This is a genomic window from Pseudomonas jessenii, assembly GCF_002236115.1.
In the GTDB taxonomy this organism is placed as follows: domain Bacteria; phylum Pseudomonadota; class Gammaproteobacteria; order Pseudomonadales; family Pseudomonadaceae; genus Aquipseudomonas; species Aquipseudomonas jessenii.
The window spans coordinates 791,021-807,453 of record NZ_NIWT01000001.1 but is presented as its reverse complement, the minus strand read 5'-3'; the positions used below and the strand labels follow the sequence as shown (position 1 = coordinate 807,453).

The following is a 16,433-nucleotide window of genomic DNA, read 5'->3' as shown; positions in this document are numbered from 1 at the left end:
TCATGAGTGTCTCGAACAAGGAACAGGGTCATCACAAAGAAGCGCTGCTGCCCAAGGCGCGGGATATCGACGCATTGGTGCGCGCCGAGCATATCGATCCTTTTGCGATTCTTGGCCCCCACGCTGATGGCGCTGGCGGGCAATTCATTCGCGCGTATCTGCCGGGTGCCTTGAGTGTGCAGGTGCTGGCCAGGGATACCGGACAAGAGCTCGGCCAACTTGAAGCCACAGAGACGCCGGGATTGTTTGTCGGGCATTTCGAACGTGCGCAAGCGTATCTGCTGCGTACCCGTTGGGCCGGCGGCGAGCAAACGGCAGAAGATCCTTACAGCTTCGGTCCGTTGTTGGGCGAAATGGATTTGTATCTGTTTGCCGAAGGCAATCACCGCGACCTCAGCGGGTGCCTGGGCGCGCAACTGAAAACCGTGGACGGCATCTCCGGCGTGCGTTTCGCCGTGTGGGCGCCGAATGCCCGGCGGGTGTCGGTGGTCGGTGATTTCAACGTCTGGGATGGGCGCCGGCACCCGATGCGACTGCGTCACCCCACAGGCGTCTGGGAATTGTTCATCCCGCGCCTGCAAGCCGGGGACACCTACAAATACGAGATTCTCGGCGCCCACGGCATCCTGCCGTTGAAGGCCGATCCCGTGGCGTTGGCCACCAGCCTGCCACCGGACACCGCCTCGAAAGTCGCTTCACCCTTGAACATCGACTGGCAGGATCAGGACTGGATGATGACCCGTGGTGACCGCCAGCGGGTGACGGCGCCGTTGTCGATCTACGAATTGCACGCCGGCTCGTGGCAATGCGAGCTGGACGATTTGGGCGAAGTGGCCCGCCAGTACACTTGGCCCGAGTTGACCGAGCGGCTGATTCCCTATGTCAAAGACCTCGGTTTCACCCACATCGAACTGATGCCGATCATGGAGCACCCGTTCGGCGGCTCGTGGGGTTATCAGTTGTTGTCGCAATTCGCGCCGAGTGCGCGGTATGGCACGCCGGACGAGTTCGCCGCGTTCATCAACGCCTGCCACCAGGCCGAACTCGGGGTGATTCTCGATTGGGTGCCGGCGCATTTCCCCACCGATACCCACGGCCTGGCCCAGTTCGACGGCACGGCGCTGTACGAGTACGGCAACCCGCAGGAAGGTTTCCATCAGGACTGGGACACGCTGATCTACAACCTGGGTCGCACCGAAGTGCATGGTTACATGCTGGCGTCGGCGCTGCACTGGCTCAAGCATTTCCACGTCGACGGCCTGCGGGTCGATGCGGTGGCCTCGATGCTCTACCGCGACTACTCGCGCAAGGCCGGCGAGTGGGTGCCGAACCGCCATGGCGGGCGGGAGAACCTGGAAGCCATCGACTTCCTGCGTCACCTCAATGACGTGGTGGCCCTCGAAGCGCCCGGTGCGCTGGTGATCGCCGAGGAATCCACCGCATGGCCCGGTGTAAGCCAGGGCACGCAACAGGGCGGCCTGGGCTTTGCCTACAAATGGAACATGGGCTGGATGCACGACTCGCTGCATTACATCCAGCAGGACCCGGTGTACCGCGCCCATCACCACAACGAACTGAGTTTCGGCCTGGTGTATGCGTGGTCCGAGCGCTTCATCCTGCCGATCTCCCACGATGAAGTGGTGCACGGCAAACACTCGCTGATCGACAAGATGCCCGGCGACCGCTGGCAGAAATTCGCCAACCTGCGGGCCTACCTGAGTTTCATGTGGGCGCATCCGGGCAAGAAACTGCTGTTCATGGGCTGCGAGTTCGGCCAGTGGCGCGAGTGGAACCATGACCAGCAACTGGACTGGTACCTGTTGCAATACCCAGAGCACCAGGGGGTGCAGAAACTGGTGGCCGACCTCAACCGCTTGTACCGCGAAGAGCCGGCGCTGCATGAGCAGGACGACGTGCCGCAGGGTTTCCAATGGCTGATCGGCGATGACGCGATCAACAGCGTTTATGCGTGGTTGCGCTGGAGCAAGGACGGCGAACCGGTGCTGGTGGTGGCCAACTTCACGCCAGTGCCACGCGAGGCTTATCGCGTCGGGGTGCCGTTTGCCGGGCAGTGGAACGAGGTGCTCAACAGCGACTCGTCCATCTATGCCGGTTCCAACTACGGCAACAGTGGCGGGGCGGTTGCCGAGGAAACGCCGAGCCATGGCCAGGCGTTGTCGCTGGTGCTGAATTTGCCGCCGTTGGCGGTGTTGATGTTGCGGCCGCAGGGCTGATCCAGATCCGCGTTGCTGCCTTTCGCGAGCAGGCTCGCTCCCACATTGGATGACTGTGGGAGCTGGTTTGCTCGCGAAGGGGCCAGCCTGGTCAAAACATCTTTTGAAGTATTCCCTCACCAGCGCAACCGTACACCCAGGCTGCCAATCAACCCGTTAGCGTGGTTGTCTTTCATCACCACTCCACCCGGACCCCCAGGTTACCGAACGTTTTCCGTTGTTGGTTGCTGTCGATATTGCTGGTGTAGTCGAGTCCGGCGTACATGCTGACCGAGGCCGCAACGCTCAGCACCATGCCGATACCGAGGTCGGCGGACGAGGTGCGTTGTTGGGTTTCGATCTGATCGAGATGGTCAAAGGTGACCGTATCCGTACCCGTAAAGGTGTGCCAGATGTTGGCCCGCAGATAGGGTTCCACCGGCCGCCCGCCGACCTCGTAGAGACCCTTCAGGCGTGCGCCGACGCGGCCAGTCCACGCACTGTCGGAATCGAACGAGACATGGGAAACGCCGTCGTCCTGGCTGTCGAGTTTGACCTTCTGGTAAATCGCCTGGGCCTGGGGTTCGACCACCCAGTTTCCGGCCACCGGGATCGGGTAGCCGACTTCTGCCGATAACGTCGTTACGTGCCCGTCATTGTCGATCTTCAGTCCACTTTCGGAACGGTTGTCGCCATTGAGCCAGGTGTACATGGCCACGGTATCGAGATACGCGCCGGTGGGGTCGGTCAGGGTCCAGTAAACGCCAAGGCTGTCGCCTTTCAACTCGACGTTGCCGGAGCGCTTGCCTTCGAAGCCCTGATTGAAACCGTCGACATCGCCTTGCAAGCGGCTATGGCCGATGAAGAAACCGCTGCGCTGGGTTTGCCCACCCGCCAACGCTGAGCCGAACAGATCATTGCCGACCTGAAAGCCATTGAGCGAGCCGTCCAGTCTTGGCGTAACGGTGCCGGCCCAGGTCTGCTCGAGGTTCTTGCCGTAGACCCGGCCCCAACCGGTACTGAGCGCACCGGTTTGCGTCAGCAGGCGCTGATCGCCCTGACGGTCATGGAAGGTGCCCAAAGCGGTAAGGCCCAACTGTGCTGCCGCCGGCGGCACCACCGACCAGGTTGGCACCGCCTCGCGATACAGGGGGATTGGTGCGGCGCCGGGTACGGCAGCCGGCAACACCGGGACTTCGACCGTTGCCACCCCTTCAGCTGTTGTGGCCACAACCACTGGTGCAGCCACCGGCACTGCCACGATAGGCACCAGCGTCGGCGGCAAGGCGGGATCAGGGTTGGCGACGGCAACCACTGGCGGTGCCACCACAGAGGAGCGCAAATACCAGCTGTTTTCGCTGCCCGGTGTGATACCGCCTTTGAACAGGCGGTAATCGAAGGCGCCAACCGACACCGGGGCTTTGAGGGCGAACGCGGTGTTGCCGCTGACTGCCGTGCCTTGGGCCTGTACCAACTGGATACCGTTTTGCCGGGTCAGGGCACCCGCGCCGCCAACATTGGTGACGCTGATCAGGGTGCTGCCGGTCAATGTCCCGTTGTTGACCACCAGCTTGTCGCTGGGAGAACTGTCATCGCCCACGGCGCTTTGCAACAGCAATTGGCCGCCATTACCTACGTAATTGCCTTCAACCGTCAGGCTGTCATTGGTGCGCGAGTTGCCACGAGTGAGGTCGATGACCCCGCTGTTGTTCAAGGTCGCGAGCCGGCCCGCGGTCAATGGCGTGATGCTGCCCTGCACCGACGTCAGCGTACTGCTGCCATCAACATTGAACACGCCGGTGCCCGTGGTGCTGTCCCCCAGTTGAAAAGTGCCATCGAGATCAAAGCGCGAGCCGTTGCCGAGGTTGACCGTTTCCCAGTGGATATACCGGGCGGCGCCGGACGAGGTGGTGTGATCGAAGGTCAGCAGGTCATTGCCGACACCGCCATCGATGCTCGGGGTGAGGGCCAGGGTGCTTTCGCTGAGGTTGCGCAGGGTGGCGCTGTCGTTGCCGGCCTCCAGCAGGATTTGCGAGCGGATGATCCCGTCGCCGTCCCACACCAGGGTGTCATCGCCATTGCCGGCGCGGATCTCGCCGACGATTTCGCCACCGGTGACTGTGATGCTGTCGTTGCCGTTGCTGACACTGATGTTGCCGCCGATACGGCCCCCGGAAACGATGATGGTATCGGTGCCTAGACCGGTCACCAGGTTGGCGCGGATCTCCCCGCCGGATATATCGAAAATATTTTTATCGAGCTTCATGTCGACCCGGCCGATGGTGCCGCCTGTCATCCTGGCGATGTCGCCGTCCTCGAAGGCGCGAACGATGGTGCCGCCGGTCATCAGGAAGGTGTCGCGGCCGTCGCCCTGGGCCAGGGACTCAAGGGTCCCGCCAGACATGCTGAAGTTATCGATGCCATTGCCCTGGCTGACCGCGCCGGTGACTTGCCCGGCGCTGATCGTGAAACTATCCGCCCCGTCGCCCTGATCCACAGCGCCGGCCACGGTACCGGACGCCATGTTCACCGTGTCGGCGCCGGCGCCGAAGGTCAGGTTGCCGTTGATCCTGCCGGTGCTGTTGGCAGGAAAGGTCAGGGAGTTATTACCGGACAAGTCGGTCAACGGCCCACTGGTGGCGCTGTCGCAGACGAAGTTGTCGTTACCGGCGGTGGGGGTGAGTGTGCAGGCGGCGTCGGCAGCCTGGGGCCAGTTCGCGCATAACCAGATCGAGAACAGGCAGGCGCTGAAACGGTATTTGGGCAGATCTGTCGAAAACTCCATGGTTGCCTCCGCGATGGGATCAACGTCCGTTCCTTTGGCCGCCAGGAATGGCCAGGACCGACTTCCCCTGTCGGCATCGGCAGGGCATCACCAACGTAGCAGGCACCGCTTGAATGTGGCTACTGTCAGAAATAACAGGTGGGGGGCGGTTTCACAGGAGCAGACGCCTGATGGCCGTGATTCAGAGATGCACTTCCACCGCCAGCGGCAAATGGTCGGACAGGTGCGTCCACGGCTTGTTTCCCAGTATTTGCGGCTCATGGCTGCTGGCGTTGCGCAGGTAGACACGGTCCAGGCGCAGCAAGGGAAACCGCGCGGGGTAGGTTTTGGCAGGACGACCCAGGTGGCGTTCGAAGGCTTCGTGCAAGTAATCGTGGCGGGCAAGGGTGGCATTGCCCTGCATCTGCCAGTCGTTGAAGTCGCCGGCAATGATCACCGGCGCATCATCCGGCAGGGACTCGAGGAGCTGACAGAGCAACTGCAATTGCAGCTGACGATGGCTTTCCAGCAGGCTGAGGTGAACGCAGATCGCATGCACTTCGCGATGACCCGGTACGTCCAGCACGCAGTGCAGCAAGCCACGGCGTTCCGGGCCGGTAATGGAAACATCCAGGTTTCGATACTCGCGGATCGGATATTTCGACAGCAGGGCATTGCCATGGTGACCGTCGGGGTAGACGGCATTGCGCCCATAGGCGAAGTCGCTCCACATGCTGTCGGCGAGGAATTCATATTGCGAGGTTTGTGGCCAATCGTTGTAGCGGGAGGAGTGGCGGTCGTGCTCGCCGACGACCTCCTGCAGGAACACCAGGTCTGCCGACGTACTGCGCACCGCTTCACGCAATTCAGGAAGGATGAAGCGCCGGTTGAGTGCGGTAAAACCCTTATGGGTGTTGACCGTCAGCACGCGAAGCCGATGAATCGCCGGGGGCGTGTTCAATGGCATTGATTCGGTTACCTGCGGTTTTGAATGACTGGCCACATGCACTCCTCTGACTCAGGGCTGCTTATGTATGCGACTGATGCGATGGCAGGCAGTTCAGTCCAATGGGCTGCGTTTTCAAACCAGCACAATTTCATAAGGCAAACGGATACGCTCCAGCAGCGGCCGGGGCAGCAACGGCGCGAGGCCGATGGCCGGTTCGCCGTCCAGTTGGCTGGCGTAGGCATGGGTGGCGTGACTCTTGCGGGCGACGGTCCAGGTATCGAGGCGCACCTTGCGGGCACGGTGCCAGGGAATCAGCTCCCGGTCCCGTGCCGGCCAGTGCCAGGCCCAGAACGGTACGTCGTTGTAGGTGGCCCCGATATTGGCCGCCGCCCTGGCGCTCGCGCGGCCAACAGTGTCGTGGTCGACATTGCCGTCCTGGCGCCAGGTGCTGAACACCACATCACCTGGGCGCAGGTAGCGCGTGATGAATCGGGCGATCTGATCTTCCTGCTCCGCCAGCGCGTTATCGGTAAACCCGCCACGAATCCACTTCAGGCTGTGCATCGGCAACCCGAGTCGACGTATGGCTTCCACGCTTTCCTGGGGACGAAACACGCTGAGGCGTTTTTCCGACCACTGCTGTGACCCCGGATGGCTGGCGCTGCCGTCGGTGATCGAGATCAATTGCAGCGGGTGGCCCAGGTTACTGAGCAATTGCAGCAGGCCGCCGCAGGTCACGACTTCATCGCCAGGGTGCGGGGCAATGAGCACCACGCGTGCGCCGGTGGGTACCAGGGATTGGGTGTTGATGACCGGAATGCTGTCCAGTTGCGGGGCGCTGTTCCAGATCTGTGAGGGCAGGCTGACTTCGCTCAGGGAAACGGGTTTCATGGTGGATACGTCCTTGTTCTGCGTCGCCTTCAGTCGTGCATGGGACAAGCCCGGCAGACCCTTGAGGGCTGGTGGATAGCGGCGCGACAAGCCAAACCCTGGATTGCCGCAAATCGAGTATTGCTCATGTAACGCTATTCGTCGCGTCGTGAAGTTGTCCGCAATGATATTTCCGCCCTGCGGTGTCACGGCTATGAATACCTGGCGTCTCTTTTACTCTTCTTCCTCATGCTGCAATTCGAACAGCAGCAACGAACGGCCGGTGACCGAGTACTCGTGGCCAAACTCAAAGCGCTCCTGGCCGCGGATCGACGGTTGGTTGGTGTCGATCATGCATGTCCAGAAACCACCGTCAGGCACTTCAGGCAGCCGGAAATTGACGATGTCGTGATGTGCGTTGACCACCAGCATCAATGTCGCGTCGACGCCTTTGCGGCGAATGCCGGTTTCCTGGGCGCGGCCATCGAGCAGCATGCCCAGGCATCGATTGTGCGCATCGTGCCAATGCTCGGTGGTCATTTCCGCACCGTCCGGCGCCAGCCAGGTCACGTCCTTGACGCCGATGTCCTCGTTGTAATTACCCACCAGGAAACGCCCGCGCCGCAGGACCGGGTAGGTCAGGCGCAACTTGATCAGGCGTTTGACGAACTTGAGCAGGGCCTTGCCGTCGTCGCTGAGATCCCAGTTGACCCAGCCGGTCTGGCTGTCCTGGCAGTACGCATTGTTGTTGCCGTCCTGGGTGCGGGCGAACTCGTCGCCGGCCACCAGCATTGGCGTGCCTTGGGCCAGCAGCAGGGTGGCGAAGAAATTGCGCATCTGCCGATGGCGCAGCGCGTTGATCTCGGGATCGTCGGTGGGGCCTTCGACGCCGTGGTTCCAGGACAGGTTGTTGTTGCTGCCGTCTTGATTGTTTTCGTCGTTGGCTTCGTTGTGCTTGTCGTTGTAGGACACCAGGTCGTTGAGGGTGAAACCGTCGTGGGCGGTGACGAAATTGACCGATGAGTAAGGCCGCCGGCCACGCTGGTTGAACATTTCGCCCGAAGCGGTCAGGCGGTTGGCAAAGTCCGCCAGTTGCCCGTCGTCGCCTTTCCAGAAGGCGCGCACGGTGTCGCGGAACTTGTCGTTCCACTCGACCCAGCCCGGCGGAAAATTGCCGACCTGATAACCGCCGGGGCCGCAGTCCCATGACTCGGCGATCAGTTTGACCTGGCGCAGCACCGGGTCCTGGCGGCAGGCCACCAGGAAACTGTGGCGTTCGTCGAAACCGTCGTGATAGCGCCCAAGGATGGTTGCGAGGTCAAAGCGAAAGCCGTCCACGTGCATTTCCGTAGCCCAGTAGCGCAGGGAGTCGGTGACCATTTGCAGCACGCACGGGTGGCTCAGGTCCAGGGTGTTGCCGGTGCCGGAATCGTTGATATAGAAGCGTTTGTCATCGGGCATCAGGCGGTAGTAGGACGCATTGTCGATGCCGCGCATGGACAGGGTCGGGCCTTGTTCGTTGCCCTCGGCGGTGTGGTTGTAGACCACGTCGAGGATCACCTCCAGATTGGCTTCGTGCAGGTGCGCGACCATTTCCTTGAATTCGGCAATCTTGCCACTGGCCAGGTACCGCGGGTCGGGGGCGAAGAACGCAATGCTGTTGTAGCCCCAATAGTTGGTCATGCCCTTGTGCAGCAAATGCTGGTCGTTGACGAACGCATGGATCGGCAGCAGCTCCACGGTCGACACACCGAGTTTGCGGATGTGCTCGACCACTTCATCGACCATCAACCCGGCAAAGGTGCCGCGCAGGTTTTCGGGGACGGCAGGGTGACGCATGCTGAAGCCGCGCACATGGGTTTCATAGATGATCGTCCTGTCCCACGGCACGCTGACACGATGATCGTGGCCCCAGGTGTGCGCCGGGTCGATGACCTTGCATTTGGGCACGAAGGGCGCGCTGTCGCGCTCATCGAAGCTGAGGTCGGCGTCGGGGTGGCCGATGGTGTAGCCGAACAGCGCTTCGGACCATTTCAACTTGCCCACCAGTTGTTTGGCGTAGGGGTCGATCAGCAGTTTGTTGGGGTTGAAGCGATGGCCGTTGGCCGGGTCGTACGGACCGTAGACGCGATAGCCATAAACCAACCCCGGATGGGCGTCGGGCAGGTAGCCGTGGTAAATCTCGTCGGTGTATTCGGGCAGTTCGATGCGTTCGAGTTCCACTTCGCCGGCGTCGTCGAACAGGCACAGTTCAACCTTGGTGGCGTGGGCGGAAAACAGAGCGAAGTTGACTCCCAGTCCATCCCAGGTGGCACCCAGCGGAAAGGGCAGGCCTTCGCGGATTCGTGTGGTTTCGGCACGAGGGGCTGGCGCGGCGGCTTTCTTCGGACTGGTCATAGGTACTCCTGTAAACGGGGGTTACCTGTAGGAGCGAGCTTGCTCCGGGCGGCGCTCCGACGAAAACGGTGTGTCAGGCAACATCAATGCTGGAAGTGATGGCCTCTTCGCGGGCAAGCCCGCTCCCACAGGTATTGTGAGTTGCCACAGATTGCAGCCACACCTTCAAACACTGTGGGAGCGGCGGTGCGGCGGTCCGACTTGCCCGCGAAGGGGCCTCAAGACATATTCAAACCGCTGGCGGTTTTCGCGCAGCCCGGGGCTTTTTCTGGACGGCCTTTTCCCCCGGCGGGATCACTTTTGAAGCCGCTGCCGGTTTGGCCTTGGTTTTTGGCGCGGCGACCTTGGCATCGCCAGCCTTGCCATTGGCCGTTTTGCTGACCGGGGTTTTCGGGGCAGCCTTGGCCGGTTTTTTCGGGGCCAGGGCTTCGGCGTCCGCCAGTTTGCACGCCATCTCCCAGTGGCGGGCTTCCTGGCCTTCGGGTTTTCCTTCGGATTCCCAGATCTGATAGGCAAATTCGCGGATGCGTTTTTCGTCGGTACTCATCGCAATGCTCCTGAACTGAACTCAAGTGTGGGTAGTTTGAATAATGAGATTGACCGGGAAATCCCCCAGCGCGGCGCTGATCAACAGCTCCCTGTGTTTTGTGACTGTGATGCCGGAAAAAAGTCCCTGCAGATGTTCGTCAGGGTCGGCGAACGGCAGTTTGACCCGGGTTTCGCCCCACCGCGGCGCGTGGACCTGTGGTTCGGCACCGTTTTCCAGCAGATCGGCACAACGTATCGGCACAATCACAATGGCGCGTTTCCCCTCCCGTTCACGGACAAATCCCAGCACTCGATGGGCCTCGCTGCCCACCACTTCCAGGGCCTGGTAGGTGCCACGCCGAAACAGCTCGGCATGCTCGGCGCGCAGGCTCAGGGTGCGCGCAATCAAGGTTTGCTTGATGCGTCCGTCACGCCAGTTCTGCAACAAGTCCGGCAGGTCCACCGCTTGCTGCAACGCCTGCTGGCGGCTGGCGTAATCCACGGGACGACGGTTGTCCGGGTCGACCAGGCTGAAGTCCCAGAAATCGTTGCCCTGATACAAATCCGGCACGCCGGGCACGGTCATGCGCAGCAAGGTTTGCGCCAAACCATTGAGTGCGCCGGGGGCGGCAATCGAACGGGCAGCCTTGGCCAGGGCCGTACGCAACAGCTCACCTTCGGGGCTGAGCAACAGGCGCTGGATGAAGTCCTCTGTCGCTTGCTCGTAAGGGTCATTGGGCGCGCTCCAGCTGCTTTGCAGTTTGGCTTCACGCAGGGCCTTGCGTTGCCACTGCCAGATACGTTTTGCGTAGTCCTCGAGGGACGGCGGATGATCGATCCCCAACTCCAGCGGCCAACTGCCAAGAATCGTCTGGTACAGAATCATTTCATCGCCCGACGATGGCATTTGATCGTCGTTGCGCAAGGGCCGGGCAAGGGCGCGCCACAGGCCGATCTGGTCGACGTACCAGCCGCTGCGCTCGCTCAGTACCGCCAGCCGCGCCCGTGAATCTTCGCCGCGCTTGTGGTCGTGGGTGGCGCTGGCCAGCAGATTGTCCGGGAAGGTGTCGAGGCGCTCGATGCAGGCCTGATGAAAGTCGGCGGCCGGTGCGCTGAACTGTTCGGTGTTGAAGCCAACGTCATTGCGCGAGAGCAGGACGGCCGACCGATAGAGCGCGGTGTCTTCCACCGATTTCGCCGCCGCCGGCGAGGTCAGTTGCTGGAAACGTACGCAGGCGTGCTTCAGACGCTTGCGTTCACGCCCGGCCGGGCGCGAACGCCAGGGTTCACCGCCGAGCCAGCCGGCCAGGCAGTCGAGCACCGGCCAGTCCGCTTCGCCCAGGGTTTGGCGGGCACCGTCCATGGCCTGGCGGAAAAACGCCTCGTCCCGGGCTGAACGGCCAAGGGGGCCTATGTAGGTGCGGTACACCGGGAAATGCACGATCAGCGCCTGCAAGGCCCGGCGAATGGCGCCGAGGGTCAGGTCGCGGGTCATGAGGTTGTCCCGGGCCACTTGCAGCAGGGCCTGGGCGACGCTTTCGAAATCTCCGGCCAGGGAACCACCGAGGATTTGTTGACGGGCCAGTTGTGCTTCCTGGCAGAAGTCGGCGGGCCGCTCGCTGTGACGGTGCCAGAGTTCGGCCAGTGTCTGCGCGCCCCGTGGATCCTGTTGCAACAGTGACAACTGGTTCATGAATTCGTAGCCGGTGGTGCCGTCCACCGACCAGTCGCGATGCAGGGTTTCCCCTTCGCCGAGGATCTTTTCCACATAGATGGGCAGGTGGCGGCCCGCTGACAGGCTGTCGACCCGGCGGCGCAGTTTTCGGCAGTAGCCCCGCGGGTCGGCGAGGCCGTCGATGTGGTCGATGCGCAACCCGTCGATCAGCCCTTGAGCCACCAGTTGGAAGATCTTCGCGTGGGTGGCTTCGAACACGGCGGGACGCTCGACGCGCAGTCCGCCCAACTCATTGATATCGAAGAAGCGCCGCCAGTTGATGTCATCGGCGGCGGTGCGCCAACTGGCAAGGCGATAGCTCTGGCGTTCCAGCAGGTTGTGCAGGCGCTGGAAGCCTTCGCCGGTCAGTGAGACGTAGTTGTTCAGGTGCTGCTCAATGGCTTGGGCAATGGCCGGATCGCTGACCAGATCGCGAAGTTCTGCTTTCAATGGCAGGGCCAGGCTGTGGGCGTCGGTCTGGTAGCTCAGGGTGCTGAAGCGATCGGCCAGGTTTTTAAGTTGTTCGGCCTGTTGCGTATCGAGCGGTGCATCGGTCCTGAGCAGCTCCCCGTAATCGCTGGGGCAAATGGGAAAGCGGTGTTCGTAGTGCTCGACATGGAAGGTGCCGTGCCAGGCATCGAATCGCAGGGGCAGGGTGCCGTCCTGCAACGCGACGCCGTAGTCGCTGCCCAGAAACGGCAGGAGCAACTGGCCTTCCATCAACGGGTCGGATGAGTGCCACTGGATATCGAAAAACTCTCCGTAAGGACTCAGGCGTCCCCACTCCAGCAAATCCAGCCACCAGGGATTATCGTTGCCGCCGACCGCCATATGGTTGGAGACAACGTCGAGGATCAACCCCATGTTGTGCCCATGCAGGGCGCTGACCAGGCTGTTCAGCGCTGCCTCACCACCCAGTTCCGGATTGACCCTGGTCGGATCCACCACGTCGTAGCCATGCATCGACCCGGCGCGGGCGCGCAACAGTGGGGAGGCGTAGACATGGCTGATGCCGAGGCGGGCGAAATACGGCACCAGTGGCACCGCATCTTCGAGCGTGAAGCCTTTGTGAAATTGCAGGCGCAAGGTGGCGCGCAGTGGTCGGGTCGGCACCTGGGTCATCGATCACGCTCGGCCGCCTGGAGCCGCGCGCAGGCGAGCAGTTCCAGGCGTCGTGCGGCATCCGCTCCGTCGAGCAAGGCTTCGCTGTATCCGGGCAAGCGCCGCGACCAGTTGGGGTGGGTGTCGGTGGTGCCGGGCAGGTTGGCTTGCTGTTCGACGCCAAGGGCATCTTCCAGGGGCAGCAGCACCAAGGGTGCCCGGGTATGACCGAGGAAGCGCACGCTGGCATCGAGCACCTGGTCGGTTTCGTGGGACTCTTCGCGAAAGTTCTGCGGGTCCTGGCTCAACGCCCGGCGCAGGCCTTCGCGCTCGCGTTCGCGGTGCTGGCGCCATTCGATTTCACCGCTGGCATCGACCATGCCGAGCCGGGCATTCCAGTCGATATCGCGACCATGCCACCAACCGTTGAGGGTCGGCAGGTCATGGGTGCTGGTGGTGGCCAGGGCGTTGTCGGGCCAGTCGAGGATCGGCTTGAAGTGCGTGTTGTCCTGTTCGAACAGCAATACCCGCATGCCCAGCATCGAACGGGCGATGAGTTTTTCCCGCAGGCCGTCCGGCACAGTGCCGAGATCTTCGCCGAGGACGATGGCCTGGTGACGATGGGATTCCAGGGTCAGCAAACGCAGCAGATCGTCCACCGGGTAGTACAGGTAAGCGCCGTCGGCTGGCGGCGATCCGTTGGGGATTACCCATAGACGCTGCAAGCCCATGACGTGATCGATGCGCAAGCCGCCGCAGTGGGCGAAGTTGGCCCGCAACATTTCGATGAAGGCCCGGAAACCATTGCGCACCAGGCCTTCAGGGGAGAACGCGGAAATCCCCCAGCCCTGGCCGGTGCGGTTGAGAATATCCGGTGGCGCGCCGACGGTGAGGGACGCGAGCAGTTCGTCCTGACGGCTCCAGGCCTGACTGCCGCCGCCATCGGCGCCAACGGCCAGGTCGGCGATCAGGCCGATACTCATGCCGCTGGCGAGGGCGGCGGTTTGCGCGCGCTCCAGGCAGCGCGTGATCAGCCACTGGCAGAAGGCGAAGAAGCCGATGCGCCCGGCATTCTCTTCGGCGAATGCCGCCAGTTCGGCGCTGCGCGGGTTGCGCCAGGGTTCGGGCCACTGCCGCCAGTCGAGGTGTTCACCCCGGGCGGCGCGTGCCTCCTGGATGGCTTCGAAGCGGCAGTGGTTTTCCAGCGCTTCGCCAGCGGCGTGACGAAAGCTGCTGAAGTCTTCGTGCAAGGGGTGTTCACCCTGGACGAAACCTTCGTACAGCGACTGCAACAGCCGATGCTTGGCTTCGGCGGCGGCCGGCCAGTCAATCAGCGGACGCTCCTCCAGCGCCTTGAGTTCAATGGCCAGCCCGGTTGCATCGATGGCGGTACGCAGCGCGCGTTCGCCGAGAATGGTGCCGGGGGCGCAGTAAAGGCTGTTGAGAAACAAACGGCTGGACGGTGAATACGGGCTGTAGCGTTGGGTGTCACTGGAAAACATCGCATGCAGCGGGCTGATCGCCAGCGCCTCGGCACCACGCTCGCCGGCTACCCGGGCGAGGTCCTCCAGCGCCTGGGTGTCACCAAACCCGCCGTCGCCGGGGCGGCGCAGTCCATACAACTGCACGCTCAGGCCCCAGGCTCGAGGGATCGGGTTGTCCACGGCATCGGCCACGCTGTAGCAACGGGCCGGGGCCACGGCGAGAGTGAAGTTTTGTCCGTCCATGCTGATCTGTTGATAGCCGACCGGTACCAGCCCCGGCAGCACTGCGTTGGCGTCCAGTTTCAGGTTGAGCCGCGAACCGTCCTCCAGGTGGATTTCGCATGGGGTCCCGGGCTCGAAAAAGCGCGCCAGGTCCAGGCCCATCCCCGCATCGGCGGTGATCAATGGCGGCAAGTGATGGGTCTGTTGCGCCTCTTGCAGTTCCAGCAGGCTGGCGTCGATTTCCTGGGCACTGCCGGCCGGGTGGCCCAGGCCGGCCAGCACGTTGCGCAACACGGACGGCGCGACTTTTTGCGGGCGGCCGTTGGCGTCGATCCAGTCGACGGCGAGGCCGGCACGGCTGGCCAGGATTTCCAGTTGCGCATCACTCATGGACGCTCTCCAAACGAGGTAGCAAAGGGGACTGCGGCGGCGAGGCTGACGAGCGCGCAATACGGGGCAAGAGTGTTTGTAGCCGGCAGGTCGGGGTTCTGTGGCGGGTATTCGAACAAGCGCATGGCATCGGTCTGTGAGGTATGGACTACAGGCCTGGCGCTGAGGTTCAGGTCAATGCGCAGCTGGCTGCCATCGCCCAAGCGCCAGGATGCACTGACCGCGCCTTCGCCCAGCACATCGGTTCCCAGTGCCTGGGCGCCCGGCAGGCGCGGGATGATGTGCCGGTGACGGATCTGCAACAGGCGGCAATACAGGTCGTGCATCTCGCAATGGCCGGTCGATGGCAGGACCGGGCGGGACGCTGCAAACGTCTGCGGATCATTCGGGTCCGGAATGTGTTCGCGCAGGATCGGGTCGGCAAAGGCGCTGAGCGACGCGAACTCGCTGCGCCGGCCGTCGCGAACCTGCTTGGCCAATTCACCATGATGGCTGGTGAAAAACAGGAAGGGTTGCTCGACCGCAAATTCGTCGCCCATGAACAGCAGCGGAATCATCGGCGATAACAGCAGCAGCACCGTGGCGGCCCGCAACGCTTGCGGGTGGGCGAGTTGATGCAGGCGCTCGCCGAAGGCCCGGTTGCCGATCTGGTCATGGTTCTGCAAAAACAGAATGAATGCACTGGGCGGCAGATGCCCGCTGGGTTCACCCCGCGCCACACCATGGCGGTTGAGATGGCCCTGGAACACGAAACCCTGGCTCAGGCAGCGCGCCAGTTGCTCGGTGGGGTTTTGCGCGTAATCGGCGTAATAGGCGTCGGTTTCCCCGGTCAGCAACACATGCAGGGCGTTGTGGCCGTCATCGTTCCACTGCGCGTCGTAACCCTGTTCGAGCAGGCTGGCCTGGTTGTGTTCGTTCTCCACCATCAGCCACACATACCGCGTCGGGCCCGTCTGCTGGCGCACCCGTCGTGCCAGTTCCTGGAGGAAATCCGGGTCTTCGATGGCGTGCACCGCGTCCAGGCGCAAACCGTCGAAACGGTATTCCAGCAGCCACATCAAGGCGTTTTCGATGAAGAAGTCTCGTACTTCGCGACGGCGCAAGTCGATGGCCGCGCCCCACGGCGTGTGTTTGTCTTCGCGAAAAAAGCCCTTGGCATAACGATGCAGGTAATTGCCATCCGGGCCGAAGTGGTTGTAGACCACGTCGAGAATCACCGCCAGGCCGTGGCCGTGGGCGGTGTCGATCAAGTGCTTGAGCTGCTCGGGGGAGCCGTATGACGCCTGGGGCGCGTAGGGCAGGACGCCGTCATAACCCCAATTGCGCTCACCGGGAAACTGCGCGACGGGCATCAGTTCGATCGCGGTGACACCCAGTTCGACCAGCCGCGCCAGATGCTGCTCGACGGCGCTGAAGCCGCCGAGCGCACCGACATGCAGTTCGTAGATCACCGCTTCGTTCCATGGCCGTCCCAGCCAGGCACTGTGTTGCCAGGCATAGACCAGCGGATCGACCACCACACTGTGCCGGTCGATATCGCCGGCCTGAGCGCGGGAGGCCGGGTCGGGCACTTCCAGTTCGCCGTCGATGCTGTAGCGGTAACGCGTGCCCGCCGCGCATCGGATGTTGCTCACGAACCAGCCGTCGGCCTGGGGCAGCAACGGCAAGGACTGTCCATTTTCCAGTTCGACACTGACGTAGAACGCATCTGGCGCCCACAACGCGAATCGCGTGTGCTCTGCGTCCAGCATGATTGCGCCGTGGGGCCAGGTCTCAAGGGTCCGTAACGGCATCTTGAAAG

At 62.5% G+C, this 16,433-nt stretch carries 9 protein-coding genes; 1 reads left to right on the top strand and 8 read right to left on the bottom strand.

Translation table 11 applies throughout. The annotated features are described in order from the left end of the window. Positions 1-2 precede the first annotated feature (2 nt). Positions 3-2,234, top strand: a complete 2,232-nt coding sequence (gene glgB, locus PSJE_RS03655) for a 1,4-alpha-glucan branching protein GlgB (RefSeq protein WP_090455065.1) — start codon at positions 3-5, stop codon at positions 2,232-2,234. Positions 2,235-2,409: 175 nt separating this feature from the next. Here glgB and PSJE_RS03650 read toward each other — a convergent pair whose 3' ends face one another. The 8 genes from PSJE_RS03650 to treZ all read right to left on the bottom strand — a co-directional run bounded on the left by PSJE_RS03650 (position 2,410) and on the right by treZ (position 16,425). Next, on the bottom strand, positions 2,410-4,998 hold the full coding sequence (locus PSJE_RS03650; protein ID WP_090455066.1) for an autotransporter family protein: 2,589 nt from the start codon (positions 4,996-4,998) through the stop codon (positions 2,410-2,412). Positions 4,999-5,179: 181 nt separating this feature from the next. After that, positions 5,180-5,944: an endonuclease/exonuclease/phosphatase family protein gene (locus tag PSJE_RS03645; RefSeq protein WP_090455067.1), complete on the bottom strand. Its 765-nt coding sequence runs from the start codon at positions 5,942-5,944 to the stop codon at positions 5,180-5,182. Positions 5,945-6,058: 114 nt separating this feature from the next. After that, positions 6,059-6,817, bottom strand: a complete 759-nt coding sequence (locus PSJE_RS03640) for a PIG-L deacetylase family protein (RefSeq protein ID WP_057714959.1) — start codon at positions 6,815-6,817, stop codon at positions 6,059-6,061. A 213-nt stretch (positions 6,818-7,030) separates the two neighbouring features. After that, a complete protein-coding gene (gene glgX / locus PSJE_RS03635) occupies positions 7,031-9,193 on the bottom strand; it encodes a glycogen debranching protein GlgX (RefSeq protein WP_090455068.1) in 2,163 nt (720 codons plus the stop codon). A gap of 229 nt (positions 9,194-9,422) precedes the next feature. After that, positions 9,423-9,740, bottom strand: coding sequence for a DUF2934 domain-containing protein (locus PSJE_RS03630; protein WP_090455069.1), 318 nt, complete (start codon positions 9,738-9,740; stop codon positions 9,423-9,425). Positions 9,741-9,761: 21 nt separating this feature from the next. Next, positions 9,762-12,557 carry a malto-oligosyltrehalose synthase gene (locus PSJE_RS03625; RefSeq protein WP_090455070.1) on the bottom strand — a complete coding sequence of 932 codons (2,796 nt, stop codon included), beginning with the start codon at positions 12,555-12,557 and terminating at the stop codon, positions 9,762-9,764. Next, complete coding sequence (malQ, locus tag PSJE_RS03620; RefSeq protein ID WP_090455071.1) at positions 12,554-14,632, bottom strand: 4-alpha-glucanotransferase; 2,079 nt, start codon at positions 14,630-14,632, stop codon at positions 12,554-12,556. The genes PSJE_RS03625 and malQ overlap by 4 nt, the downstream gene beginning before the upstream one ends. Further along, entirely contained in the window at positions 14,629-16,425 is a 1,797-nt protein-coding gene (gene treZ / locus PSJE_RS03615) for a malto-oligosyltrehalose trehalohydrolase (RefSeq protein WP_090455072.1), read from the bottom strand. Before treZ ends, malQ begins: the two co-directional genes overlap by 4 nt. Positions 16,426-16,433: the final 8 nt, after the last annotated feature.

Coding starts and splice junctions, on each gene's coding strand:
- glgB (WP_090455065.1), top strand. CDS start 3: ATGAGTGTCTCGAACAAGGAACAGGGTCATCACAAAGAAGCGCTGCTG.
- PSJE_RS03650 (WP_090455066.1), bottom strand. CDS start 4,998: ATGGAGTTTTCGACAGATCTGCCCAAATACCGTTTCAGCGCCTGCCTG.
- PSJE_RS03645 (WP_090455067.1), bottom strand. CDS start 5,944: ATGCCATTGAACACGCCCCCGGCGATTCATCGGCTTCGCGTGCTGACG.
- PSJE_RS03640 (WP_057714959.1), bottom strand. CDS start 6,817: ATGAAACCCGTTTCCCTGAGCGAAGTCAGCCTGCCCTCACAGATCTGG.
- glgX (WP_090455068.1), bottom strand. CDS start 9,193: ATGACCAGTCCGAAGAAAGCCGCCGCGCCAGCCCCTCGTGCCGAAACC.
- PSJE_RS03630 (WP_090455069.1), bottom strand. CDS start 9,740: ATGAGTACCGACGAAAAACGCATCCGCGAATTTGCCTATCAGATCTGG.
- PSJE_RS03625 (WP_090455070.1), bottom strand. CDS start 12,557: ATGACCCAGGTGCCGACCCGACCACTGCGCGCCACCTTGCGCCTGCAA.
- malQ (WP_090455071.1), bottom strand. CDS start 14,632: ATGAGTGATGCGCAACTGGAAATCCTGGCCAGCCGTGCCGGCCTCGCC.
- treZ (WP_090455072.1), bottom strand. CDS start 16,425: ATGCCGTTACGGACCCTTGAGACCTGGCCCCACGGCGCAATCATGCTG.